Consider the following 25228-nt stretch of genomic DNA (forward strand, 5'->3'; position numbering starts at 1 on the left):
CATCAGATGACGCCCTCTTCAACGGTGTGCGGGGTGGGTTGGCGCTCTACCGCGTGGGCCACTTCCATCAGGCTGGCGGCGCCGAACAACTGGCCCATGGGCAACTCCAGGCCAACACGGCTGCGCAGCATTTCGAGAAACCGCGTGGCCAGCAGGCTGTCGCCGCCCAGGCGGAAAAAATTGTCGTGGCGCGACACGCTGGGCACGTTGAGCAATTGCTGCCACAGCTCGGCGACCAGTTGCTCTGCGGCGCTCAGCGGGGCTTCATCCACGGCGCAGTGGGACCGGGCAGCCGCCGCCAATGGCGCAAGCAAGGCACGGCGATCTACCTTGCCATTGCTGCTCAGGGGAAGGCGTTCCAGCACCAGGATCTGTTCCGGGCGCATATAGGCGGGCAGGCATTGCACCAGGTGCTTGGCCAGCACCTCGGCGCAGGTGCTGGCGGTGACAGCAGCCAGCAGGCGCTGATCCTCGACCAGCACCACGGCACGGTTCACGCTGGGATGACGGGCCAGCGCGGCTTCGATTTCCCCCAGCTCGATACGATGGCCGTGAATCTTCACCTGGGTGTCGGCACGCCCGAGAAACTCCAGCAACCCACCCGGGTGGTAGCGGCCCAGGTCGCCGGTGCGGTACCAACCCTCGACAAAGCGCTCGGCATTCAATTGCGGCGCATGGCGATAGCCGCGTGCGACGCCGGCGCCGCCAATCCACAACTCGCCCGTGACCCAGTCCGGGCAGTCGCGGCCAAGGGCGTCGACCACGCGGTAAGCCTGGTTCGCCAGCGGCACGCCGTAGGGGATCGAGCGCCAGCCCGGCAACAGTTGCCGTACCTCGTAATGGTTGGACCAGATCGCCGCTTCGGTGGCGCCGCCCAGGGCGATAAAGCGGCAATCCTGGGCTTGTTGGCGCAGGCGTTGCGGCAGGTCGAGGCCGATCCAGTCGCCCGACAGCAGGGCCACCTTCAGCGCCAGGGGTTGGCGCTCAAGGGCGTTGGCTTCCAGCAGCATGTCGAGCAGCGCCGGTACGCTGTTCCACAGGCTCACGCGGTGGTGTCGCAGGGCCTTGAGCCAGGCGCGGGCGTCGCGGCGCTGGTCTTCGTCGATCAACACCAGGGCGGCGCCCACCGAGAGCAGGCCGAACACGTCATACACCGACAGGTCGAAGTCCAGCGCCGATAGCGCCAGGCCGCGGTCCGACGCGTCGATGCCGTAGCAGCGGTTGATCTCGGCCACGGTGTTCATGGCGGCGCGGTGGGTGATTTCCACGCCCTTGGGCTGGCCGGTGGAGCCGGAGGTGTAAATCACGTAGGCCAGTTGGTTGGCGCACACTGCCAGCGGTGCCGATAGCGGTTCGGCGCTTTGCGCCTGGGTCGGCTTGAGATGTTTGACGCCCGGCAGTTGCGGGTCGTGCTCGGCAAGGATCAGGCTGACGCCGGCCTGTTGCAGGATGCGCTGGCAACGCTGCAACGGCTGGTCGACACCCACTGGCAGGTAGGCGGCGCCGGCGGCCAGCACGCCCAATACACTCGCGATCTGTTGCGGGCCCTTGGCCAGGGACACCGCCACCAGGTCACCGGCTGTCACCCCTGCGTCTATCAGGCTACGGGCGATGCGCAACGCCCGTTCGGCCAGTTCGCCGTAGCTCAGGCTGTCATGCTCACCCCACAACAGCGCAGGGCGATGCGGGGCGTGGTGCGCATGCTGGAAAAAGCCCTGATGCAAGGTCGGATCACCCGGCACGCCGGGGCCGGGTGCATTCAGCTGGGCGCGCAGTTGCGCCTGGGCCAGGGGCAGCAAGTCTGGCGGCGCGTCGTCCCAGGCGTGTTCGGCCAGCCAGTGGAGGCTGCGCAGGTAGGCGTCGAACATGGCTTCGACCAGCCCTTCGGGGAACAGGCCGACCACGCGGTCCCAGTTCAGGGCGATGCCGCCGTCGGCTTCCACCACCTGATGATCGAGCCATACCTGTGGGGTTTGGGTCAGGCCGAATACCTGCGGGCGAACGGCCCGTCTACCGGTGCGGCGGTGCCATCCGGCACCCCCAGGGCACTGGTGAAGACCACCGGCATGTTGACCTGCTGTTCGCCGCGTTGCCGCGCCAGTTGACGCAGCAAGTTCACCGAACCGATGCAGCGGTGTTCCAGCGCATCGCCGAGTTGCTGCTGGGTGCGCCGTGCGCGGTCGATCCAGCGTTCGCCGACCTTGGGCGCATAGCCGAGCAGGGTCAGGGAGGTGAAATCGCCCATGACCTGATCGATCTGCGGATGCACCGGCCGGCGGTCAAACAGGGTCAGGTTGAGACTCAGGTCGGGGCGCGCACTCCAGCGCCCGAGGGTTTCGGCAAACGCGCAGAGCAGTACCGCCGAAGCGGTCAGCCCGTGTTGCTGGGCCTTGGCCAGGATCGCTTGCCAGGCATCGGCCTTGACCTGCCCTTGCAGGCGCTCGAAGCGCGGTTGGCCCAGGTTGGCGGGGTCGGTTGCCAGGGGCAGTTGCGGGTGCGTCGGCAACGTGGGCAGGCGTTCCTGCCAGAACTGTTGCGCGGCGTGCAATTCGTCAGGTTCCACATGGGATTGCACTTGATAGTCGCGAAATGAAAGCTGCAGCGGTGCCAGGGCCAGCGTCGGCTCGCGGTACAGCGCGTCGAGTTCGGCATAGAAACGCAGGATGCTCAGGGCATCAAGAATCAGGTTGTCCAGGCTGATCGCCAGCCGCGTGTGCCGGCCCTGGGTCACGGCCTGCACATCGAACAGCGGCCATTGGGCGGGATCGAACACGCGGTGGGCACAGTGTTCGCGCAGGTCTTCAAGGCAGGCGTAGCGCTGGCCGATCACGAAGGTGGGCACCTGGGGGAGGATGCGTGCCTGGCCTGTGTGGTCGAACACTGTGCGCAGCGTTTCGTGGCGTTCGATCAGGCGTGCCAATGCGTGTTGCAGGCGTGGCAGGTCGAGGTCTTCGACGTCGTATTCGCGGTAGAAGTGGCAGCTCACGCCGCCCAATACCAGGCTGGGGTCGCGGCCCAGCCAGTAGGCTTGCTGCACCTCGGTCATGGGGAAGGGCGCGTGACGTTGGTCGAGGTCCGGTACCACGGTGCGTTGTGTTTCGGCCTGGGCCTGTTGATGCAGGCCTGTGCAGAACTGCGCCAGCACCGGCTTGGCAAACACCTGGGCGATCCGTGCGCCCCCCAGCCCTTGTTCGGCCAGCAGGCGCACCAGGCGCGTGGCGCTCAGGGAGTCACCACCGAGGGCAAAGAAGTTGTGCTCACGGCAGACCTCGCCACAGCCGAGCAATTGCTGCCAGGCGCGGGCCACCTGTTGTTCGATGGCTCCGCAGGGCGGCGACAGCTGGGCAGGGACGGCGCTGCCGTGGTCGGCCAGCCAGCCGTTGAGTGCGTTGCGATCCACCTTGCCATTGCTTGTCAGGGGCCACTGCGCGCAGCCGAGGATCAGGCTGGGAATCATATAGGCCGGCAGGCGCTCGGCCAGGTCCGGCAGCTCCAGCACTGTGGGCTGCTCCGGGCCATTTGCAAGGCGCACCACCGCTGCCAGGTGCTGGCCGACCAGCAGCGCCACCGCCTGTTCGACGCCGGGGCACGCCAGCAGCGCCTGTTCTACTTCACCGGCTTCGATGCGGTAGCCATGCAATTTGAGTTGGAAGTCAGTGCGCCCCAGAAACTCGACCGTGCCGTCGGGGTGGTAGCGCGCACTGTCGCCGGTGCGGTACCAACGCAGGCCCTGGTGCTGCACAAATCGTTCGGCGCTGCGTACCGGGTCGCCACGGTAACCCTCGGCCACCCCGGCGCCACCGATCCACAGTTCACCGGCCACCCAATCCGGGCAGTCATGGCCATGCCGGTCGACGATGCGCAGGCTGACGTTATCCAGCGGCTTGCCGTAGGGCAGGCAATGCCAGTGCAGTGCCTGGCCGGGGGCGACTTCGAACAGCGTCGAGTGAATCGCCGCTTCCGTTGCGCCGCCCAGGGCCATGAAGCGGCAACCGGGCGCCTGGGCCCACAGACGTGGCGCCAACTGCGGCGCGACCTTGTCACCACCGAGCAATACAGCGCGCAGGGGCAGTGGGGCGTCGGCGCAACTCAGCAACATGTCGAGTAGCGCCGGCACGCAATTGAGCACAGTGGCGCGGTGCTGCACGGCCAGTTCACGCCAGCGTGGGGCGTCGCGTTGCAATTGGGGCTCGATGAGGATCACCGCCGCGCCGTTGGCCAGCGCGGCAAACAGGTCAAACACCGACAGGTCGAATTCCAGCGCGGAGAGCGCCAGGATTCGGTCTTCGCCATTGAGCTGCAAACGCCGTTGCAGGTCTTCCAGGGTGTTGGCGGCGGCCAGGTGGCTGACCTCTACGCCCTTGGGCTCACCAGTGGAACCGGAGGTATATAGAACATAGGCCAGGTCGCTGATCGCACCGGGGCGCGGCGCTTGCAACGTGGTGTCGGCGTGCGGCAAGCGGGTGAGCAGCAAGCGTGCGCCGGACGACTGGCAGATTTTGCGGCAACGCGCCTCGGGCTGGTCGGCGCCGATGGGCAGGTAGGTGGCGCTGCACGCCAGGATGCCCAGCACGGCGATCACCTGCTCGGGGCCTTTGGGCAGTTGCAACGCCACGATGTCACCGCGCTGCACGCCCTGGCCTTCGAGGTAGGCGGCGACTGCGAGGGCTCGCTCGGCCAGCTCGCCGTAGCTGATGATGTGGTTGCCGTGCAGCAGTGCGGGCAGGGCGGGCGTCAACTGCGCCAGGGTGAAAAAACCTTCGTGCAGGCGTGTCACCGGTAATGCTGTGCGCTGGCCTTGGGTGGCGCGGCGTACGTCAAGCTGGCTGGCGGGAACCAGCGCCGGCACCGTCTGATCCCAGGCCGCAGCATCATGGCACAGGCGCTGCAACAGGCCGGTATAGGCATCGAACAGGCCATCGAGCACCCCCTCGGCGAACAACCCTTCGCGGGCGTCGAGGTTGACCAGAATGCCGCCGTCCAGCTCGGTGACCTGGGCGTCCAGCCACACCTGCGGGCCCTGGGAAATGATCCAGGCCGGCTGGCCGAAACTCTCCTGCACGCCCTCGGCGAACAGTTCCCCCAGGCCCAGCGCGCTGGTGTACACCACCGGCGCCAGCACTTGCTCGCCGCGATGGCGGGACAGTTCACGCAACACCTCCAGGCCGGAAAACGCACTGTGTGCGGCATCGCCATGAAAGCGTCGTTGCAGCGCTGTGGCTCGGGCGGCGAAGGTGCCGGTCATGCGGCCGTCCCAGGCCAGCAGGATCGAGGAGGTGAAGTCGCCGACCAGGTGCTCGACATCGGTATGCAAAGGCACACGGTTGAACAGCGGCAGGTTGAGCAGCAGCTCAGGCGTCTCGCACCAGGCGCCAAGGGCTTCGCAAAACACCGCGGCCAGGGCCATGGCCGGGGTCAGGGCGTGCTCGCGGGCGTGGCGTTCGAACGCCTGGCGTTGGGACGCCGACAACCAGTGGTGACGGCGGCGCACCTGGCGCTCATCGCCCTGGCTCTTGATGGGCAAGCGTGGGGCGCCGGGCAAGGCGTCCAGGCGCTGCAACCAGTAGTCGTGGGCGTGTCGATGGCGCTCGCGGTGCTCGGGGCTGGCGTGCTCCAGGCGCAGGTCGGCCAGGTAACGGGGGAAGCTGTAATCCAGCGCGGGCAGCGGCTGTAGGCGGTACAGCTGCACCAGGTCGCCGAGCAGGGTACGCAGGCTCAAGGCGTCGGCGGCGAGCATGTCGAGGTTCAGGTGCAGGCGCGTGCCCTGGGGCAACAGTGATAACTGGATGTCCAGCACCTGGCCGTGTTCCACGGCCAACTGGCGATGGGAAAGTTCGGCGCGCAAGGCGTGCAGATGGTGTTGCCGCTGTTCGGCATCGGCCTGGCGCAGGTCATGCACTTTGAGTCCCGGCCATGGACTGCGGGGCAGGATCTGCTGGCGGCCATCGTCGAGGAATTGCGCCCGCAACATGGGGTGGCGGGCCAACAAGGCGTGCACGGCGGCTTCCAGGCGGGCCGGGTCAACGTCGTGACCGTCGAATTCGTTATAGAAGTGTGCAGCCACACCACCCAGTGCCTGGCCAGGGGCACGGCCGATCCAGTACGCATGTTGCATGGGGGCCAGTTCGAAGGGCTGGCCATCGTCGGCGCTGTGATTGACGGGCGCGGCAGGAGCCGGCGCGGTGTCGAGCAGGGCCAGCCAGGCGCACAGGCGCGGGTCGGCCACCAGCTCGGCGAAACGTGCGGCCAGACCCTGACGCCGCCATTGGCCTGCCAGGCGGATCAGGGTGACCGAATCCAGGCCCCATTCGATCAGGTTGGCCTCCAGAGGGATCTGCTCGGCAGGCTGTCCCAGGGCTTCGGACAGGGAACGGCGCAGCAGGGTTAGGGTTGAGGTGCTGGGAGTGGCCATGGCTCAACGTCTTCTCATCGCTAGGGCCCGGACCGGCGTTGGCCCAGGCGCTGAGGGGCAGGTAATTGCGTGGAAGGAGATGCTAGTCATTCTCATTGTCTCGACTACCCGGATCGAATCGTTTTTGCCCCGTATCCGTTTCCCTCGCGCGGTTTCGGGCGTGTGAGGGGTGGGGCATAACGCCGATCAGCGTGCGGGATACGGTTGGAAAATGACTTGAATCGGGTAGAGCCGCGCCGCCGCCCTTGACTACCGTCGCTCGCCGCCCTTTTGCAGGGCTTGTCCTTGAGGGAGTTGTGGATGTCAGTCGATTCGGGTTTGCAGGTGCGCGGTTTGTGCAAGCGCTACAACAATGGCGTTGAGGCGCTGCGCGGTGTTGACCTGAATGTGGGGCCGGGCATGTACGGTTTGCTCGGCCCCAATGGCGCGGGCAAAAGCAGCCTGATGCGCACCCTGGCGACCTTGCAGCAGCCGGACGCCGGCAGCATCCACCTGGATGGTGTGGATGTGTTGGCCGATGCCGAGCATTTGCGTCGTCGCCTGGGTTACTTGCCACAGCAGCTGGGGGCGTATCCGGGGGTGAGTGCGCGGGATTTGCTTGATCGGTTTGCCTGGCTCAAGGGGCGTACCGACACTCGCCAGCGCCGCGAGGAAGTCGAGGGCTTGCTGGCCAAGGTCAACCTGCAGGAAGCCGCGCACCGGGCGCTGGCCACGTATTCGGGCGGCATGTTGCGTCGCTTCGGCATCGCCATGGCCCTGATCGGCTCGCCGCGCTTGCTGATCGTCGATGAGCCGACCGCCGGGCTCGACCCGGCCGAGCGCAACCGTTTTCACCGAGTGTTGGCGGATGTGGCGGCCGAGTCCATCGTGTTGCTCTCGACCCATATCGTTGAAGACGTCGAGAACCTGTGCAGCCGCCTGGCGGTGCTGGCCGCTGGGCAGATTATTGTCGAAGGGCGCCCGGCGGATTTGCTCGAGGCTGAGCAGGGCCGTTTATGGGAGGCGTCGTTCGGTCGTGGTGAGCCGCTGCCCGACGCCTTGCATGTGGCGGCGAGCCCCGACGGCAGCCGCGTGATCGTGCACGGCGAACGTCCGGCTGATCCGCGCTTCAGGCCCCACGCGCCGCGCCTGGAAGACATCTATTACCTGGCGCTGGCCCAGGCTGGCGAGGCAGTCGCGGCATGAATACCTTTGCTCTCTTGATGCGCGAGGCCTGGGTGCAAGTGCGCGCCGGGCTGCGCAGCGGCATTCCACTTCTGGTCTTCCTGGGCCTCACCGGCTATTTGCTGATGTCCCTGACCAATGCCGACTATGTGCAGAAAATGGGCGCCAGCGACATCGCACGCAATGCGCCGAGCCTGATCTACCTGATGTCGTGCGGTTGCATGTTTTTCCTGTTTTTCGCCTGGGCCTGGGTGTTCGCCCAACCGGCACTGCGCGACCGCGAGGCGCAATTGGAAGAGGTGCTGCTGGCCTTGCCGCTGTCGCTGCCGGCGCTGCTGTGGGGGCGCTTTATCGGTGCGGCGCTGGTGGGTGGCTTGCTCGCCAGTTCGCTGATCGTGGGCTTTCTGGTCAGCCCGGTACTGGGCTGGCTCGGCTGGGTGCCGGCCGCGAGTATCGGTGCACCGATGTGGTCGGCGCTGGGGTTTGCCTGGGTTGCGTTGCTGTTGCCGGTCAGCACCGGGGTTGGGGCCTTGTATTACCTGCTGGCCTTGCGCAGCCGTGGCCTGGCGGCACCGTTTGGGTTGGCGACGGTGTTGATGCTGCTGTGGATGTTTGCCGTGGTGGTGCTCAAGGGGGGGCATATAAACCCGCTGTTGGCTGCCAGCCTGGACCCGTCGCTGTTCACCTTTGCCCAGGCCCAGGTCGAGACCTGGAGCGCCGCGCAGAAATCCCAATCGCTGTTGGCCTTGACCCCGGGGTTCTGGCTTAACCGGCTGTTGTGGTGCGTTGTGCCGCTGCTGTTATTGGCCGCTGTATTGGCGCGCACCACGCGCCAGGGCTTGATGGGCAAACGCAGCGGGGCAGTGCTGGCGGAGCCGCCGATGTTACTGACAGGCGCAGTGACCTTGCCCGGCCCGCTGACCCATAGCCAATGGTCGCGCGCCCTGTGGTATGAGGCACGTTGGCAGGTACGCCAGCTGTTTGCCCGGCGCCTCTGGTGGGTGGCGCTCGGCTTGCTGTTGGTGATGGGTGTGCTCAGTGGCTTTGTCCACGGCGTGTGGCATGCGCGAGGACCGATGGTGCCCCGGGCGGACCTGACCCTGCCGTTGTTGTCGAGTGCGTTGTTCCTGGTGATCGCCTTTATCGTTGCGGCGCTGGTTGGGCTGGTGTGCCGGCGCGATGACGTCGAAGGGTTTGGCGCTATGTTGCAGGCAACTGCGGCCCCGGCGTGGTTGCGATTGCTGGGGCGGGTGGCTTGTGTGCTGCTGGCGACCCTGACGCTTGCGCTGGTGCCGGGCCTGGCCAGCTTGCTGATCAGTGCGATTGCCGCGCCCGACAGCCTGGCGCCGGGCTTTGTGCTGGTGTATCAGGCGTTGGTGTTCGCGCCTCCATTGGTGGAGCTGGCGATGCTCACAGTGCTGGTGCATGCGCTGATCCGCCGATCCGGGCTGGCGTATGCCGCCTCGATGCTGCTGACGTTTTTCCTGGTACTCAACCATGAGTTGGGCCTGGTCACCTATCCGGCCTATGCCATGGCGATTCCTGCGCATGTGAGCGTGTCGCTGCTGACCGGCTGGGCGCCGTGGCTGGCGTTTCTGACGACCTTGGCCGGTTGGAAACTGGCCGGTTGCCTGGTCATGCTCGCGATCGCGGCACTGGCCTTGCCCCGTGGGCCGGAGCATCGTCGATTGAGCGACGTGCGCCGCGGTTTGCTCGGCTTGCCCGGTGTGTTGCTGGCTCTGGGTGCTGTCGGCTTGCTTGGCAGCGGCGTGTTGTTGCAGCGGCATTTGGTGGAGCAGGGCGATTACCAGTCTGTCGCCGAGCAACGCGCCGAACGCGCCGACTGGGAACGGCGCTGGCTGCCCGGGGCGAGTGCCTGGCAGGTGGCGGGCGGGCAGTTGCAGGTGCAGGTCGATTCGGCCGCCCGGCAGGTGGTGGGCCAGTGGACGTTGGATGGGGTGCTCACTACCGGCCTCGATGCCGAGTTGCCACCGGGTATGCAGGTGACCGCGGTCAGCGTGATGGGGCGCCCCGTTGTGTTTGAACACGCCACCGAGCACCTGCGGGTGCCGTTGGAGGGGTGCGCAGCGAGCGGTTGTCAGGTGGTGTTGAACTGGACGGTGAGTGCTGACGGCTGGCCTGCCGAGGGTGAAGCATTCTGGCTTGGGCCTCAGGGTGTGTGGCTGCAAGCGCACCGTGTGGTGCCACGCTTGGGCCTGGACAGCGAGCGGTTGTTGCGTGCACCGGCCCAGCGCAGCGAAGCCGGGTTGCCGACAGCGGTGCCCCGGTTGCCGACGGGCGCTGCGGTGGCGGTGGATGCCGTTGCACCGGCCGGGCACTGGCAATGGCAGCTTGAGGTCGATGGCCAGGCCATTACCGGCAGCAGTGAGGGGCCGCTGGACTTTGCCTATGCCACGTCGGCTCAGAAGGATATCAGCCGCGAGAACACCGCCCGTGAAGTGCAGGAGGACCTGGACGCGATGAGCGCCTGTGTGGCGCGGCGTCTGGGCAGCCGTCCCAGCGTCGAACAACTGAGTCAGTGGCCTGTCGGCATGGGTGCCAGCCGTCTGAGTCATGGCCATTTACTGCTTGGCCAGTCACCCAATTGGGACGTGGCGCCGACAGGCGTTGGGCGCTGGACGCGCCGTGCCCATATCGCCGAACTGCTTGCCCGCCAATCGCTGGTCGAGGCGAGCAACCTGCGCCAAACCCCCGGCTACCTGTGGCTCAGCCAGGGTGTGGCAGGTGCGCTGGGCCTGCTGTGTGTGGAGGACATCGACGGTGCTGATGCCCGTGCAGCGCTGGTCAAGCTGATGGCCGACGACCTGACCCGTGCCCTGGGCAATGACGGTGAGCCCGTCGGCACCCTGGCCGATGCCCGCGAACAGGGGTGGGCCGCCAGTTATGCCGCACTGGTCAGCCTTGACTGGGTCGCCGGGCAAACTCCCGAACAGCTCACGGCGCTGACCGCCGATGTCCGTAACGGCCAGGGATGGCCAACCGCGATCCAGGGCCTGCTGGGCGCGCCCTCCGATCCTGTGATTGCCGCCGCGCTCAAGCGCTGGGGGCCTGTGCAATGAAGTTGAATCATCCCTGTCTTTTGGAGCTTTGCCATGTCATCTGAACTGTCTATCCAGCCGCTGCGTCGTCCTTTCGGTTGGCGCGCCAACGTATTGACCCAAGCCATGGCGCTGACCTTGTCCAGCCAGATGTGCACGGCCTATGCCGCTGACTATCAACCCGCCGCCAGTAGCGAGACCATCGAGTTGGCGCCGGTGACGGTCAGTGCGCGGTTGACCCAGGAAAGTGCCAAGGACATTCCATTCGGTCTCTCGGTGCTTGATGGGAAAACGCTTGAGACCCGGCGGTTACGCACCCTGGAAGATGCCTTGCGCACCACGCCTGGGGTGGATGTGAACTCCTGGGGCGGCGCCAACGACGCCAACGTGCGCATCCGCGGGGTCGGCTCGCTGAACCAGATGAGCATGGATGACGGCTCGGTGGTGCTGAACGTGGACGGCGTGCCGATGTCGGTGCGCAACGCGGCAATGGCCACCCTCGACGTGCAGCAAGTGGAAGTGCTCAAGGGGCCGCAAGGCACGTTGTTCGGACGTAACAGCGAGGCCGGCGCGATTAACGTCACCACCCGCAAACCCACCCGTGAGCTGGAAGGCTATGTGCGCGGCGAAGTGGGCAACCAGGGCCAGTTCATGACCGAGGGCGCAGTGGGCGGGCCGCTGACCGAGTCCCTGGCCGGGCGACTTGCCGTGCGGCGCAGCGGCTTTGATAACTGGGTCGATGACCAGCAGGATGGCGACCCCCTGACCAAGCCCCGCGACCTGGCATTGCGCGGCAGCCTGTTGTGGGACAACGATGAAGGGACCACCGGCCTGCTGACCGTCGAACGCCAGCGCGCCGATCATTATGCCGGCTCGGAGATCCTGCGCCCGTTCGGCAATCGCCCGAGTCTCGATTACACCCCGGGTACGTTCAATGGCAACAAGAAGACCAACGAGCGTTATTCCTTCGAGCTCAACCATGACCTGGCCCAGGCCCGGATCACCTCGATCAGCGCCTACACCAGCACCGACTTCAATGCGGTCAAGGGTTATGATCGCAACATCACCCAGGCGCTGTATGGTCAACCGTTTGAATACCTGATCGAAGACTCGGCCCACGAGCGGGTCTGGAGCCAGGACCTGCGCCTGGGTTCGCTGGCGGATGCCGAGGTGTTCTGGGTGACCGGGGTGAACCTGTCGCGCTCCGAGCGCAGCTTTGACTCCAACAACTTCACCAACGGCGCGAAGCAGTTGCGCGACTTCACCACCAACAGTTATGCCGCCTACGGCGAAGTCACCTTCCCGATTGCCGAAGACTGGAAACTCACCACCGGCCTGCGCCATACCTGGGACCGCAAGACCTACGGCGCCGACTACAGCGGTGGCGGCAAGCTGGTCAGCGACAGCCGACGCTTGCAGGACGACTACAACACCGGGCGCGTGGCCCTGAGCTACGCTTGGACGCCGCAGACCAATGTGTATGCGGTGTTGTCGCGGGGCTATAAGTCGGCCGGGTTCAACGACTACGCCACCTCGATCAAGGACAGCGAACCCTACAAGGCGGCCAAGGTGAACTCCGCCGAGGTCGGCTTCAAGCATGAAAGCCAAGGCGGTGCGTTGAGCCTGGAAGGCGCGTTGTTTATCACCCGTGCGCAGGATGATCACCTGCTGGGTTACGACTTCACTTCTCAGGCGGTCAGTGCGGTGAATGGCGACACCCGCAGCAAAGGGGCCGAGTTGTCGAGCTCCTGGCATGTCACCGATGAACTGACCTTGGGCAGCGCCATCAGCTACACCAACGCGGTGGTCACCTCGGATGCGCCGGGCGTGTCTGGTGGTGATGTGGCCAAGGGCAGCCGCGTGCCGGATGTGCCGTTGTGGAGTGGCAACTTCAGCGTGGCCTGGAAGAAACCCTTGGGTGAACTGCTGGGCTTGCCGGCGCCGCGCCTGAATACCTTGCTCAACTACCGCGTACAAAAAAACCGCCCGGCGGATACGCAGAATCACTATGACCTCAAGGGGTATGCCAAGCTGGACTTGCACCTTGGAGTAGAGAGTGGGGGGGCGGAGGTATATCTGTGGGGTGATAACTTGCTGGATGCGCGGTATGACCTGTATGGCTCGTATTCCACCGATACGGTGCTGACCGGGATGCCGGGGAGAGGGCGTTCGGCGGGGGTGGGGTATAGCTATCAGTTCTGAGGCAGCCACTGGGTGCAATGTGGGAGGGGCTTGCTCCCGCTGGCGACCTGACAGCCTATAGCTATCTAACTGATGCCCTACGATCCAAATGTGGGAGGGGGCTTGCCCCCGATGGAGACCTGACAGTTGACCAGGATGTTGGATCAGACCGAGTACATATCCATTATTTAGGTAACGGCCACTATTGGTTCCGCTTTTACAGCGGGTCACTTTGAAAAGCGCAAAGTAACCAAACGCTCTTGCCCCACCACTCGGCACCTCGCTTAGGCTCGGTGTGCCCGTAATCCGCCAGTGATTTGGGGGGCCGCCGCCACGCGCCATCCATGGCGCGGGGCGGCTAAAACCGGCATCCCTGCCGGTTTACCCCCCAAATCCCTGTCGAATTCCGGCCAGCGTGGTTTAACGGGGCGCCTGAGATCAAAAGCAGATCAAGATCAAGATCAAGAGCGGCTCGCTGCGCATCGTGGTTACCGTCGGCTGCTACACAGCTGTGTAGATACCCATGCCCCGATGGGGGAGTGTCAGTCAGGACATTTGTGACTGATCCACCGCCATCGGGAGCAAGCCCCCTCCCGCATTTGAACTCAGGACAGCCGGCCGAATCGCGTCGGTTCAGAATTGATAGGTATAGCCCACGCCCACCGTCCGCCGCCGCGACGGCCCACCATAGGCCACCGGGTCACTGTAGAAACCATAGGTGTCATACGTCTGGTTCAACAGATTGTCGGCAAACGCATACACCTCGCCAAACTTGCTCTCCAGGCCCGCCCGCAGGTCGAGTTTCTCGTAGTTGTCCAGGTTGAAGTGGTTCTGCGGGTCAGCCGCGCGTTCACCCACCAGGTGGTAGTTGAGGCTGGTGTTGAGGCTGGTCTGGCCAAGGCTGGCGAAGTTGCCCAGGGGGTGTTTCCAGCTGGCGTTGACGTTGCCGCTCCAGCGGGGCACATCCGGGGTGCGGTTGCCGGCGGCGACGTCACCGGCCTGGATGCCTTGCACGCCGCTGGTGATCTTGGCATCGAGGTAGGTCGCGCTGGCGGCCAGGGTCAGGCCGTAGTCGAAGCGCCAGCTACCTTCCAGTTCGGCGCCGCGGGTGTGGGTGTCGGCGTTGAAGGCGTTGGTGGCGAAGGTCGCCGCGTCGTAGCCAAGCAAGTGATCATCGTGCACGCGCGTGTAGAACAACGCACCGTTGAGGCTGCCGCGACGGTCGTCGGTCTCGCTCTTGAAGCCCAGTTCGGCGGCCCTGCTGACGGCGGCCTTGTAGGGTTCGCTGTCGCTGACCTGGGAGGCATAATCATTGAACCCGCCGGATTTATACCCTCTTGCCAATTGCACGTAGACGTTGGTCTGTGGGGTGATCGCATAACTCAGGGCGACGCGGCCGGTGCCGTAGTGGTCGGTGAGTGCGCGCGAGTCGTCCACGGCGCTCGAGCCTGAGAAGTATTGGCCGTCGTAGGTCTTGCGGTCCCAGGAATGGCGGTAGCCGGTGGTGAGTTTCAGGCGTTCGGTGAGCGGGACAGTCACTTCGCCGTAGCCTGCGTAGGTGGTGGTAGTGAAGTCGCGGAACTTGGCGCCGGAGGTGCCGTAGGTGTTGCGTGGGGTGTCGTAGCTGCGTTCATTGCGGCTGGCGGCGACGCCGGCGACCCAGAACACGTCGGAATCGGGCAATGAGCCCAGGTGTATATCCTGGCTCCAGCTGCGCTCGAAGGATTTGTCCACCACCCAGAACTCACCGGGCGTGCCATAGAGGGCGCCCATCAGCTTGCTGTCGTAGGCGATCAAACCGGTGAAGTCGGCCGTGCCAGTGGCGGTGGTGGAGGTCAGCCGGCTGTTGGCGAAGTCGTGGTCGACCTTGATCGTGTAGCGCTCGGTGGTCTTGTCGTTGTCGTCGAACAGGCCGGGCGTCAGGTCCAGGCTCGGGTGGCTGCCGTAGGGGCGCAGTACCAGGGAATTGGTGGCGCGTTCGGTCTGCTGGCGTTCGGCGCTGAACAGCACGTGGGTGTCATCGTTGAGGTCCCACAACAAGCTGGCGCGATAGGCTTCGTTGCGCGGTTTGGTAATGGGGTTATGGGTCTGGTCGTTGTCGATCCAGCTGTCGTAGCCGGCACGTCGCACCGCCAGGCGGCCGCTGAGGCTGTCACTGAGCGGCCCGCCAATGGCGCCTTCGGTGAGGAACTGGCCTTTCTGGCCGACTTCACCACGCACGTAACCTTCGAGTTCCCGGCTGGGTTGGCGGGTGGTGATATTCACGGCACCGGCCTGGCCGATTGCGCCGGACAGTGTGCCCTGCGGCCCCTTGAGCACTTCGATGCGGTCGACGTCGAGGGTGCCGAACCCCAGGCTGCGCGACGACACAGGTACGCCGTCGATATTGAACGCGACCGAACTGTCGTCCATGGACATCTGGTAAAGCGAACCGACACCGCGGATCAACACGTTGAAGTCGTTGGGCCCGCCGGAAGAGTTGACGCTGACCCCTGAGGTATTGCGCAGTGCGCTTTCTAGGGTATCGAGGCGTTGAGTACGCAGTTGTTCGCCATCGACCACACTGACGCTGATCGGTACTTCCTTGGAATCTTCCTGGGCCAAGCGCGCCGTTACCGTGGAGGCGGGCAGTTGCAGGGGTTCGCTGAGGGTGGCGGCGAAGGCGGTAGGGGTCAGTGTCAAAGCAATCGCTATTGTTATACTATTACGTTTGCAGCAAGATTGACGGGTAGCCGCCGTGTTGCATCGTGCAGACATGATGGGACCTTGACTGAGAGTTCTGATCGGCGTGCGTTGCTCAGGGGCAGCAGCAATCTGGCTTGGCACGTGCAGTGTGCCAAATGCTAATAATTATCAATTGCAGAGTTCTACCCCGATGTGGTCTGATTCGAGCCGTATCCGGTCAGCCAGGAGATTTACGATGTCAGCCGTTCAGGGAGGCGCAGGAGAACCGATGCCGGTCTCGCGAATCATTACGGGAGGGTTTGGTAGCGATCTGGGGCCGGGAGCGCATTGCCGGGTCACGCGTATGACCCTGCAGGAGGGCCTGGACATCGTGCGTTGGCAGAGCACCTTTGAGCAGCCGGTAGAGTTGCCCTTGCAAGACGACAGCGAATGCATTCACTTCAGCTTCACCAACCTGCTAAAGGGCAAGGCCGCGTGCAGCTTTCGCGATGGGCGCCGGCAACGTCGCTATGTGATTGATGAAGGCGCGGGCAGCATCAGCTTTGGCCGTTGCCGCCATGGCCTATATCACCAGCACGGCGAGATCGACAACATCACCGTCATGATTCGCCCCGAGTTGCTGGCCCAGTGGGAATTGAAGCTCGACCCGCTGCTGAACAAGGCATTGGCCTGCGAACATTGCTTCCTCGACGGCCATCGCAGCGGTGAAATGAGTGCTACCGCGCACATGCTCGGCCTGGCCATGGACCACGGCGCCAGCCTGCCATCGGCCCCGCCGCGCAGCAGCCTGTGGCTGTACGGGCAAAGTGTCACGCTGGTCAGTCTGTTCCTCGAAGCGCGCCAGGATGGCGAATGCACCTGCCGCGTCAGCCACACCGACCGCCAGCGCCTGGTGCGGGCCCGCGATCGTTTGCTGGAGGATCTGGGCAAGGCGCCAAGCCTGTCGGAGTTGGCCCGTGAGTCCGGCTTGAGCCAGCCCAAGCTCACCCGCGGGTTTCGCCAACTGTTCTCCAACAGCGTCTATGGCGTGTTCCAGCAGACGCGCATGATCCAGGCGCGCAGCCGCTTGATGAGCGGCAATGAATCGGTGATGCGCATCGCCTCGGACCTCGGTTATGCCAACGCCAGCCATTTCGCCACGGCGTTCCGCAAGCAGTTCGGGATCAATCCGTCAATGTTGAAAAATGGCGGGCGCGGCAGAGCCCTGGATGCCGGCTGACTAGAAGGTCGCTTTCACCTGCAGTCCCAGCACCAGCGCGTTGTCGATGTTCTGTGCGGAAAACGCCCCCGGCTCGATGATGTATTGCACGTCCGGGCGCAAGGTCAGCCACGGTGTGGCCTGGTAGCCGTAGCTGAGTTCGATCAGCTGTTCAGCGTTGTCCAGGTTGGCGTAGGCCGCATTCGCGTTATCCCGGCTGCGCGGGTTGGGCACTGCACGGCCATAACCGAGGGCGACGGTATCCCGTGGGCGACTGTCGAACGGTTTGTACAGCACCAGCCCCGCGCCATACCACTTGGTGAACGGCGAAGCCGCTTCGCTGGCCGCAGAGTATTGGCCGAAGGCGTGCAAGCTGCGGCCTTGGGAGGATTGGGAGGCCCACACCGCCTGGTCGATCAACAGGTAGTGACCGCCGCGCCCGCTGACGTCCTTGTTGCTGCCAATGCGTTTTACATCGGAACTGTCGTAGTAATAACCGAGCTTGTATTCACCCGGCAGGCTGCCCGCGTGCTTGTAGATCAGCTCGATGGGCACCACGGTGCCGGTGGTGTGCTTGGGCCCCAGGTGCCAGGCGCGGCTGGAGTTGCCATTGCTGGAAGGGTCGACGTTGAACGCCGCCACCCGCAGTTGCCAGTTTGGCGAAAAGTCATATTTCACCCGCGCGCCCAGGTGCGCATTCGGGTAATTGGCCCAGCCACTGCCGCCCGACATGTTCAGCGGGTGCCCGCAGAAACCGGCGTTCATGAAGTTGCACAAAATGCCGCTGTCCAGGCCGCCGAGGTCATTGCCCATGGCCATGTAGCCGAGCTTGACGTTGAGTGCGGGGGTGAACAGCGTGCGCTCGTAGCTCAACTCGGTGAGGCGCGTGTAGAGGCCGCCGTAGTTTTCCTGGATCGGCAGGCGGTTGCCCACCAGGTCTTCGGAAGCGCTGTTGCCGCGCCGGTCGTTGATGGTCAGCTGGATGCGGTCGCCGTTGTTGAAACCGTAAAGCTTGCCCAGGTCGAACTGCACGCCGAGCTTGAGGTTTTGCGAATAGCGCGCCGAGCGATGCTGGCCGCCGTGGGCGTTGTAAGCGGTTTCGCCGCTGTAGTCGCCGGTAAAGCGGATGCCTTGTGCGTCGAGTTCACGGCGCAGGCCGCCCCAGTCGCCGGTCAGGGTGGTGTCGTCGGCTTGAACGGGCAGGGCAGCAGTCAACGCCAGGCCGAGCACCAGGCGCCCAAGGGAGGTATGAGAAGTAGGGTTCATGCGGAGTTCCAAACGCAAAGCGCGGTGCGGGAGCACCGCGCGAACAGAGAGGGGTTACGGCAGGGCGTAGGCGATCACGTAGTCGCCGCGGTCGGTGGACTGGCGCGCGCCGCCGGCGGTGACGACGATGTACTGCTTGCCGGTTTTTGGCGACACGTAGGTCATCGGGCCACCCTGGCTGCCGACCGGCAAACGGGCTTTCCAGATTTCGTCACCGTTGCCACTGTTGAAGGCGCGCAGGTAGAAGTCCTGGGTGCCGGCGATAAAGATCAGGCCGCCTTGGGTGGACAGCGTGCCGCCCAGTGTCGGCAGGCCGACTTTGATTGGCAGGTGCATGCGGATGCCCAGGGGGCCGGTGTCTTCAACCGTGCCCACCGGCACTTGCCAGGCAACTTTTTGCGTCTTCATGTCGATGGCGGTCAAGGTGCCGAATGGCGGTGCCTGGCAGGGAATGCCGGCCACCGACAGGAAGCGGTTCTTGTTGACCGCGTAAGGCGTGCCCTTGAGCGGCACGGCGCCCATACCGGTGTTCAGCGCTTCACCACCGGAAGAGGCCTGGGCCTTGTTTTGCGACGGCACCATCTGGATCCACAGCCCCAGGCGCATGTCGTTGACGAAGATAAAACCGTGTACCGGATCGGTGGAGATGCTGCCCCAGTTCATGCCGCCCAGGGAACCCGGAAAGCTCAGGGATTTATCGGTGCCCGGCGCGGTGTACAGGCCGTCGTAGCGCATGCCTTTGAAGTCGATACGGCACAGCAACTGGTCGTACGGGGTGGCACCCCACATGTCCGATTCGGTCAGGGTCTGCGCGCCAATCTGCGGCATACCCACCGATTTTGGCTGGGTCGGGGAGTATGGTTCGTTGGGAATGTTCGCGGCCTTGACCGGCACTTCCTGCACGTCGGTCAGCGGTTTGCCGGTGGCGCGGTCGAGCACGTAGATCTGCCCGGCCTTGGTGCCGATCACCACAGCCGGTACTGCCTTGTCGCTGCCTGGCGGGGTGAAGTCGATCAGGCTCGGCTGCATCGGCAGGTCGAAGTCCCAGAGGTCATTGTGGACGGTCTGGTAGACCCACTTTTCGGCACCGGTGGACGCGTCGAGCGCCAGCACGGAGGCGCCATATTTGTGGTTCAGCTGGGTGCGTTCCACGCCGTAAATGTCGGTGGAGGAGCTGCCCATCGGCAGGAAAACGGTGTTCATCAGCGGGTCGTAGGACATCGGCGCCCAGCTGTTCGGCGTGCTGCGCACATAGGTGCTGCCCGCGGCCGGCGCTTGCTTGTCTTCAGGGTTGCCTGGGTCGAACGCCCAACGCATCTGGCCGCTGATCACATCAAAACCACGGATCACGCCGCCTGGCATATCGGTCTGCACGTTGTCGGCGACACGGCCACCGACAACGACGGTGGTGCCGGCGATCAAAGGCGCCGAGGACAGTTGGTAGTAGCTGTCCGGCACATTACCCAGGCCGGCTTTCAAGTCCACTTGGCCATGGGTGCCGAAGTCTTCGCAGAACTTGCCGGTGTCGGCATCCACGGCGATCAGGCGCGCATCAATGGTGTTGGTCAGCAGGCGACGCTGGCACTGCGCACCGGCAGGCACGGTGGCGGCAATGATCGGCGAGCTGTTGGGCTGGGTCGGCTGGGCAATCGGCGCAGTGGCGTCGAAGTAGGCCATGCCACGGCAACGCTGCCACACCGCTGACTGGGCGTTGACCTCGTTCTTCCACAGCTCTTTGCCGGTGTCGGCGTCCAGGGCGATCAAGTTGTTGTGCGGGGTGCAGATGAAGACTTTGTTGCCGATCTGCAAGGGCGTCAACTGGTCTTCGGCGCCGTTGCCGTCGCTGATGGCCACGCCACCGGTGTGGTAGGTCCAGGCGACTTTGAGTTTGTCGATGTTGTCGCGATTGATCTGGTCCAGCGCGGCGAAGCGGCTGCCGCCCTCGGTGTTGCCGTAGTGCGCCCAGTCTTTCTGTGCATCGGCTTCGGCTACCGGGGTGATGCCAGGGCCGGCACCGGTCGGCGCCACGCTTGGGTGAGCGACGAACATATTGCCTGCCGCCACCGCCACGCCGACTGCCAACAAAGCCGCGACCGCATAAGCGCCACGCGCCGGTTTGCCGGCCAGCAATGGATACACCAGCGCCACCACCACGCCGATCACCGCGAACATGAACAGCCGCGAGAACAGCGGCCAGTACACCAGGCCCACGTCGGCTACCGCCCATACGGCCGTACCGACGAGGAACGCGGCAAACCACCACGCCCCGGCAGGCTTGCGCCGAGCGATCAGCAGCCCGGAGACGGCCATGGCCACGCCACCTGCCAGGAAGTACCAGGAACCTCCCAGGCTGACCAGTTTGGCGCCGCCCACGGCAAGCGCAAGGCCGAGCAGGGCGATGACAACGCCCAGGGCCAGGAGTAGAAATCTAGAGACGCCAGCGGCGCGCGATGCTCGTTTCATGTCGAATAGACTCGAGTGAGAGAGGGCAAAGACGCGATTTTAGCAAGATAAGTAACCGGTTAGTACATTGTGCCTCGTAATAGTCTTTTACAACTACGGCGACTATGCCTTGGCTCAGGCCAACGCATCGCGCTGCATCGATTGCAGGTTCTTCTCAATGGTTTCGCAAATCGCCTCCATCTGGATCTGATGCTCGCTGGAGTGAAACGGGCTTTGCAGGTCGGTGCCGATACGCTCGATGGCCAGCAGCATAAAGCCCACTACCGTGGAAGCCAGTGGGGTAAACCAGCCAAGGGATTCCACCAGGCCCACCGGTACGATCAGGCAGAACAGCGAGATAAACAGCCGCGGGAAATACACGTAGGGGTAGGGGAGTGGTGTATTGGCGATGCGCTCCATGCCGCCTTGGGCATTGGACAGGTCGACCAGGGTCGACTCCAGCCGCGCCAGGCGAATACTGTCCAGGTGGCCGGCCTTGTATTCCTTGGCCAGCAACGCCGCTGACCCGGTCAGGATGTCATTGGCAAAATTGTTGGTCGCGCCATTGCGGGCGAATTCCTCGGCCGGGATAAACGCTCGCACTTCATCCGGGCAGGGTTCGCCCTTGAGGTGGGCGGCCAGGCAATTCACATACGCCACATGGCGGCGCAGCAGTGTGGATTTGATCGGATTCACTTCGCCGTCGGGGTCATCCAGCAGCGTCAGCACCTGGCGCGCAAAGCTGCGCGAATTATTGACCATCGCCCCCCATAACGTGCGCGCTTCCCACCAGCGGTTATAGGCGCTGCTGTTGCGAAAACTGATCAACACCACCAGCGCCGAACCCAGCAATGTCAGTGGCATCAGCGGCAGGTTGATCTTGGTGGTGAGAAACAACATGAAGTCCACGGTTACTGCCACATCCCACAGCAATAGCCAGAACAGGGCCCAGCCCACATAGCCCATGGTCTTGATGATCAGGCGGTATTTCTTCAGGACGGCAGCTTTCAAACGAGAACCTCGCGGCGGGCGGTTGGCAACAATGCTCTGTTACGACGCCACGCAAGGGAGAAAGGTTCGCCGGTTGCTGAATCGATTCGTCGACCAGTCACTCGCTTCGGAGGATGTAACGAGAAGTTACGCGCAGGTGTGCGCAGAGGGTCCACTTGAATCTGGAACAACTTTGGTACTGATGACGTCTTGTCCGGCAATCGCTGTACATTGCGTTCGAGGCAAAAAGCCATTAACCGTAGGGTTTACCACGTGATTTGTTTTGGGGCCGGGCTGCAGGGATTTCGTAGCTGAGATCAGTGGAATCAAGTTGGATGATCAGGGCTCTTTCATGCATGTCAGTTCGTTGAAGTCGGCTATGTGTAATACCGCGCAAGCGCTCGAACGTCATAAGGATTTTGAATCGTGCCTGAGAGCGCATTACCACGTGCTGCTCGTGCCCTATTCCCGAAGACCGTTTTTCTACAAGAGTGCACTTAAATACAGCCGTTTGATGGTGTCGTTTGCCTTATTGAGTGAATACTTCGCCACACCCTTACCGTTATTGTCGGAAGTTAAGACCCTGTGTGTGACGCGCAGGTATTGTTCAAAAAACAGCCTGGAATCAATGTTCCTTTTATTGCGGGCGCTGGGCTTCATGGACGTCGCGCCGCACCCCGAAGACAGTCGCTTCAGGGTCTACGCGCCGTCGGATGAGGCCTGTCGCGAAGCGCGTTTGATGTTGACCTCGCTCACCGAGTCATTGGCGCGGCTTTACCCTGAACGGGCGATTTTCCGGCAAATGCGCGAGTTGGATGACCGTGGCTTCCTGTCCCTTTATTTCAAGGGCTTTGCCATTATCCTCGACGCCGATCTCACGGTGGATGTACTGCTTCCCGAGTGTTACTGGTTGGTGAAAAGAGACGCCGGGCATCTGTTGATGCTGGCGATTTATAACGATGCCTTCGCGCCGGAAAATGATCGGGCCACGTTCCGGTCATCGTCTTATCTGGCCTTGGCCAAGCAACTTTCCGTGTCCAAGACTCACATTATTCGAATGGTCCAGGAGGGTGTCGAGAAGGGGTATTTCAAAGCTCACTCCAAGACCCGGCTGGAAGTGCTGCCGCCTTTTGTCAGCCTGGTAAAACGCTTTATGGCCTTTTCTTTTGCGCTGGGCCTGCATGCTATTGAGATGGGAGCGTAAGGATGCCTGCTAACTTGAAGTTAAGGCCCAGGATGCGCAGGTTGTTGTCGCCTGCGGTGACCCAAGCGGAATGGATCGGGATCATTGCCTGGGTCGGTATCTGGCTGATTCATCCGGCCATGCAGTTCGACCTGTCCATGTTGGGTGTCACCATTGGCCTGTTGCTGGTGTGCCGGTTTCACTCCAAAACCGCCAACTTTCTACTGTGGCGGATGCTGGGAGTGGCCTATATCGTGATGTTATCCGTGGGGTTTGCCTATGTCATTGGCCTTAATCAGGAGTTGCGTATCTACGGCTTGCCCCTGGCCGTCACCCTGGTGGTCGGCAGCGCTATCTTGTTTATCAGTGTTCAGGATTATCTGGTCGGCGCCCTGTTGGTCTGGTTCATATTATGGTCGCCGATGCAGGCCGATACATATGCAGGAACACAGGCGTATCTGCTGATATTTTGCGCATCTTCGGTCTCCATCGGATTTATCCTGAGTTATTCGTATTTGAAGAACCTGCGTTCGGTGTTGTTGGTGGAAAGCGAGTTTCGCGCCTTGGCCGAAACCGATTATTTGACCTCGATCCTTAACCGTCGCGCTTTTATGCAAAGCTTCGAACAGTTGCTCGACAGCGGCCAGGCTGGCTACTTCATCATGTTGGATATCGACAGCTTCAAGGCAAAAAATGATCTGTACGGTCACGATGTCGGTGACAAGATCCTGCGGGCCATGGCCGTGTGCCTGAAAAACGCCAAAGGCAGCCACAGCTTTGGAAGAATCGGCGGGGAGGAGTTCGGCGTGTTGTTGCAGGACGATGACCCGGTCTTCGCCCGTGAGTTCGTGCTGGGTTTGTTGCAGGCCATACGCTCAAGTGTTGCCGCGCCTCACAACTACACCTGCAGTGCGGGCATGGCACGCTTCGCGCCAGGTGACGAGTTATCGGCGGTGCTCAAGATGGCGGACAAAAATCTCTACGGCGCCAAGCGCAATGGCAAGGACTGCGTGCACCTTAATGGCGTGTTGCTGCAGCCTGTTGCGTCCTGAGGGGGCAAAACGCCGGCTAGGATTGCGCAAGAACACTCGCCAGCAACCCGGGAAAGCGGCTCTCAAGCTCTTCACGGCGCAACGAATTCATATGGGTGGTGCCCACATTGCGCGTGTGTACCAGGCCTGCATCACGTAATACCCTGAAGTGGTGGGACATGCTGGACTTGGGTCGCCCGCCATCCAGTTCACCACAGCTGGCTTCGGCCACGCCGGCCAGGCAGCGCACGATGTCCAGGCGCACGGGGTCGCTGAGGGCGTACAGCACGCGCTCAAGCGTCAATTCTTGCAGGGTAGGGTGTTTGAAGGCTCGCATGGGGCGGATCATAACAGGGGGGTAGCGTTCAATACCATAGTTCGATTACCATCGAACTATCGAATCACACACGCTTCTCTCGGAGTATCTGATGTCCGCATTGTTCGAACCGTTCAAACTCAAAGACGTTACCTTGCGCAATCGCATTGCCATCCCGCCGATGTGCCAATACATGGCCGACGACGGCATGGTCAACGACTGGCACCATGTGCACCTGGCCGGCATGGCCCGGGGCGGTGCCGGCCTGCTGGTAGTCGAGGCCACAGCAGTCGCACCGGAGGGGCGTATCACCCCAGGCTGCGCCGGTATCTGGAGCGATGCCCATGCCCAGGCGTTCGTGCCGATGGTCAAGGCCATCAAGGCCGCAGGTTCGGTACCGGGCATCCAGATCGCCCACGCGGGCCGCAAAGCCAGCGCCAACCGCCCATGGGAGGGCGATGACCACATCCCGGCTTCCGATGCCCGCAGTTGGGAAACCATCGCGCCGTCGGCCATTGCATTCGGCGCCAATTTGCCCAACGTGCCGCGTGCCATGACCCTGGAAGACATCGCCCGCGTCCAGCAAGACTTCGTCGATGCCGCCCGTCGCGCCCGCGATGCCGGTTTTGAATGGATCGAACTGCACTTCGCCCACGGTTACCTGGGCCAAAGCTTTTTCTCCGAGCACTCCAACCAGCGCACCGATGCCTACGGCGGCAGCTTCGATAACCGCAGCCGTTTTCTGCTGGAAACCCTGGCCGCCGTACGTGAAGTCTGGCCGGAAAACCTGCCACTGACCGCACGCTTTGGCGTGATCGAATATGACGGCCGCGACGAGCAGACGCTTACCGAGTCCATCGAGCTGGCACGCCGCTTCAAGGCCGGTGGCCTGGATCTGTTGAGCGTCAGTGTCGGCTTCACGATTCCTGACACCAACATCCCGTGGGGTCCGGCGTTCATGGGGCCAATTGCTGAACGTGTACGTCGTGAAGCCGGTATTCCGGTGACGTCGGCGTGGGGCTTTGGTACTCCGCAACTGGCCGAAGGCGCGCTGCAGGCAGGTCATCTGGACCTGGTTTCGGTAGGGCGTGCGCATTTGGCCGATCCGCACTGGGCGTACTTTGCCGCCAAGGAGTTGGGCGTGGACAAGTCCTCCTGGACCTTGCCGGCGCCTTACGCACATTGGTTGGAACGCTACCGTTGAGGCCAGCCAGCCGGTGATATGAGCCACTCGATTGAGTGGCTTTTTTTCGCCCGTGGTTTTTGCAGTACCCGCTCGATACAACGCCGATACTTGAAAA

General features: G+C 63.2%; 14 protein-coding genes. 7 read left to right on the top strand and 7 right to left on the bottom strand.

The window, feature by feature from the left end:
- Nucleotides 1-2 precede the first annotated feature (2 nt).
- Nucleotides 3-1946, bottom strand: a complete 1944-nt coding sequence (locus tag E4P00_RS12275) for an amino acid adenylation domain-containing protein (RefSeq protein WP_248131605.1) — start codon at nt 1944-1946, stop codon at nt 3-5.
- A 32-nt stretch (nt 1947-1978) separates the two neighbouring features.
- Nucleotides 1979-6412 carry an amino acid adenylation domain-containing protein gene (locus E4P00_RS12280; RefSeq protein WP_248131607.1) on the bottom strand — a complete coding sequence of 1478 codons (4434 nt, stop codon included), beginning with the start codon at nt 6410-6412 and terminating at the stop codon, nt 1979-1981.
- Between the two features lie 300 nt (nt 6413-6712).
- On the opposite strand from E4P00_RS12280, the gene E4P00_RS12285 reads away from it, so the two are divergent.
- Genes E4P00_RS12285 through E4P00_RS12295 form a run of 3 tightly spaced genes read left to right on the top strand, consistent with a single transcriptional unit; the run spans nt 6713 to nt 12837 of the window.
- Nucleotides 6713-7597: an ABC transporter ATP-binding protein gene (locus E4P00_RS12285; RefSeq protein WP_032876507.1), complete on the top strand. Its 885-nt coding sequence runs from the start codon at nt 6713-6715 to the stop codon at nt 7595-7597.
- Nucleotides 7594-10656 (top strand): hypothetical protein, encoded by a 3063-nt coding sequence (locus tag E4P00_RS12290; protein ID WP_248131610.1) that lies wholly within the window; start codon nt 7594-7596, stop codon nt 10654-10656. The genes E4P00_RS12285 and E4P00_RS12290 overlap by 4 nt, the downstream gene beginning before the upstream one ends.
- 33 nt (nt 10657-10689) lie before the next feature.
- The gene (locus tag E4P00_RS12295; protein WP_248131612.1) at nt 10690-12837 is read left to right on the top strand and encodes a TonB-dependent receptor; all 2148 of its coding nucleotides are present in this window, start codon (nt 10690-10692) and stop codon (nt 12835-12837) included.
- Between the two features lie 612 nt (nt 12838-13449).
- On the opposite strand, the gene E4P00_RS12300 is transcribed toward E4P00_RS12295, so the two are convergent.
- A complete protein-coding gene (locus E4P00_RS12300; RefSeq protein WP_248131614.1) occupies nt 13450-15498 on the bottom strand; it encodes a TonB-dependent receptor in 2049 nt (682 codons plus the stop codon).
- A 238-nt stretch (nt 15499-15736) separates the two neighbouring features.
- Between E4P00_RS12300 and E4P00_RS12305 the strand changes: the two genes are divergently transcribed.
- Nucleotides 15737-16720 carry an AraC family transcriptional regulator gene (locus tag E4P00_RS12305; RefSeq protein WP_248131616.1) on the top strand — a complete coding sequence of 328 codons (984 nt, stop codon included), beginning with the start codon at nt 15737-15739 and terminating at the stop codon, nt 16718-16720.
- Here the strand turns inward: E4P00_RS12305 and E4P00_RS12310 are convergent, their stop codons facing one another.
- From E4P00_RS12310 to E4P00_RS12320, 3 genes are all read right to left on the bottom strand, one after another.
- The gene (locus tag E4P00_RS12310; RefSeq protein WP_248131618.1) at nt 16721-17965 is read right to left on the bottom strand and encodes a carbohydrate porin; all 1245 of its coding nucleotides are present in this window, start codon (nt 17963-17965) and stop codon (nt 16721-16723) included.
- A gap of 54 nt (nt 17966-18019) precedes the next feature.
- On the bottom strand, nt 18020-20428 hold the full coding sequence (locus E4P00_RS12315) for a glucose/quinate/shikimate family membrane-bound PQQ-dependent dehydrogenase (protein ID WP_248131620.1): 2409 nt from the start codon (nt 20426-20428) through the stop codon (nt 18020-18022).
- Between the two features lie 114 nt (nt 20429-20542).
- Nucleotides 20543-21418, bottom strand: coding sequence for a bestrophin family ion channel (locus E4P00_RS12320; RefSeq protein ID WP_005787467.1), 876 nt, complete (start codon nt 21416-21418; stop codon nt 20543-20545).
- 331 nt (nt 21419-21749) lie between these two features.
- Here E4P00_RS12320 and E4P00_RS12325 point away from each other — a divergent pair, with 331 nt between their 5' ends.
- Nucleotides 21750-22601 carry a hypothetical protein gene (locus E4P00_RS12325; RefSeq protein ID WP_228309729.1) on the top strand — a complete coding sequence of 284 codons (852 nt, stop codon included), beginning with the start codon at nt 21750-21752 and terminating at the stop codon, nt 22599-22601.
- A gap of 2 nt (nt 22602-22603) precedes the next feature.
- Nucleotides 22604-23632: a GGDEF domain-containing protein gene (locus tag E4P00_RS12330; RefSeq protein WP_248131622.1), complete on the top strand. Its 1029-nt coding sequence runs from the start codon at nt 22604-22606 to the stop codon at nt 23630-23632.
- Nucleotides 23633-23648: 16 nt separating this feature from the next.
- Here E4P00_RS12330 and E4P00_RS12335 read toward each other — a convergent pair whose 3' ends face one another.
- Nucleotides 23649-23948, bottom strand: coding sequence for a helix-turn-helix domain-containing protein (locus E4P00_RS12335; protein WP_050549300.1), 300 nt, complete (start codon nt 23946-23948; stop codon nt 23649-23651).
- 91 nt (nt 23949-24039) lie between these two features.
- Here E4P00_RS12335 and E4P00_RS12340 point away from each other — a divergent pair, with 91 nt between their 5' ends.
- On the top strand, nt 24040-25131 hold the full coding sequence (locus tag E4P00_RS12340) for an NADH:flavin oxidoreductase/NADH oxidase (protein WP_032876480.1): 1092 nt from the start codon (nt 24040-24042) through the stop codon (nt 25129-25131).
- Nucleotides 25132-25228 lie beyond the last annotated feature (97 nt).

It is taken from the genome of Pseudomonas sp. B329, from assembly GCF_023127835.1.
Lineage (GTDB): Bacteria > Pseudomonadota > Gammaproteobacteria > Pseudomonadales > Pseudomonadaceae > Aquipseudomonas > Aquipseudomonas synxantha_A.

Coding starts and splice junctions, on each gene's coding strand:
- E4P00_RS12280 (WP_248131607.1), bottom strand. CDS start 6,412: ATGGCCACTCCCAGCACCTCAACCCTAACCCTGCTGCGCCGTTCCCTG.
- E4P00_RS12285 (WP_032876507.1), top strand. CDS start 6,713: ATGTCAGTCGATTCGGGTTTGCAGGTGCGCGGTTTGTGCAAGCGCTAC.
- E4P00_RS12290 (WP_248131610.1), top strand. CDS start 7,594: ATGAATACCTTTGCTCTCTTGATGCGCGAGGCCTGGGTGCAAGTGCGC.
- E4P00_RS12295 (WP_248131612.1), top strand. CDS start 10,690: ATGTCATCTGAACTGTCTATCCAGCCGCTGCGTCGTCCTTTCGGTTGG.
- E4P00_RS12305 (WP_248131616.1), top strand. CDS start 15,737: ATGTCAGCCGTTCAGGGAGGCGCAGGAGAACCGATGCCGGTCTCGCGA.
- E4P00_RS12310 (WP_248131618.1), bottom strand. CDS start 17,965: ATGAACCCTACTTCTCATACCTCCCTTGGGCGCCTGGTGCTCGGCCTG.
- E4P00_RS12315 (WP_248131620.1), bottom strand. CDS start 20,428: ATGAAACGAGCATCGCGCGCCGCTGGCGTCTCTAGATTTCTACTCCTG.
- E4P00_RS12325 (WP_228309729.1), top strand. CDS start 21,750: ATGCATGTCAGTTCGTTGAAGTCGGCTATGTGTAATACCGCGCAAGCG.
- E4P00_RS12330 (WP_248131622.1), top strand. CDS start 22,604: ATGCCTGCTAACTTGAAGTTAAGGCCCAGGATGCGCAGGTTGTTGTCG.
- E4P00_RS12335 (WP_050549300.1), bottom strand. CDS start 23,948: ATGCGAGCCTTCAAACACCCTACCCTGCAAGAATTGACGCTTGAGCGC.
- E4P00_RS12340 (WP_032876480.1), top strand. CDS start 24,040: ATGTCCGCATTGTTCGAACCGTTCAAACTCAAAGACGTTACCTTGCGC.